The 580-nt window shown below is 68.8% G+C and carries 2 pseudogenes; both read left to right on the top strand.

Annotation, left to right across the window (positions count from 1 at the left end):
• Positions 1–266: pseudogene (locus tag AQJ27_RS59525) on the top strand (AfsA-related hotdog domain-containing protein); the annotation flags it as partial.
• A gap of 98 nt (positions 267–364) precedes the next feature.
• Positions 365–580: pseudogene (locus AQJ27_RS59530) on the top strand (ScbA/BarX family gamma-butyrolactone biosynthesis protein); the annotation flags it as partial.

Genomic DNA, 580 nt, shown 5'->3' on the forward strand with positions numbered 1-580 from the left:
CCACCGTCCCCCGCGAATACGTCCACCGCTCCACCCTCGCCGAGGTCTTCCTCACCGGCTGCGAACAAACCGGCGACACCCACTACACCCTCACCGCCCAATGGCCCCGCGCCCACACCTTCTTCACCACCCCCGACGGCACCCACCACCACCCCCTCCAAGCCGCAGAAACCATCCGCCAAACCGGCCTCTACCTCGCCCACGCCGAACTCGGCATCCCCCTCGGCCACCACTTCCTCATGCGCAACCTCCACCTCACCACCCACCCCCAACACCTCACCATCGGCCCCACCCCCACCGACCTCACCCTCACCGCCACCTACACCCCCACCACCCCCACACCAAACGCCCCACCGACTTCACCATGCACATCACCATCACCCGCAACGGCCACCCCACCGCCACCGGCACCGGCCGCTTCACCTGCCTCACCCCCACCACCTACCAACGCATCCGCCACCCCCACACCACCACCACCGCAGGCACCACCGCAGGCACCAGCACTACCCGCACCCAACACCAACCCCCCAACCCCCCACCCACCCACTACGGACGCACCCTCCCCCACGACATCGTCCTC

It is taken from the genome of Streptomyces olivochromogenes (assembly GCF_001514115.1).
GTDB lineage: Bacteria > Actinomycetota > Actinomycetes > Streptomycetales > Streptomycetaceae > Streptomyces > Streptomyces olivochromogenes.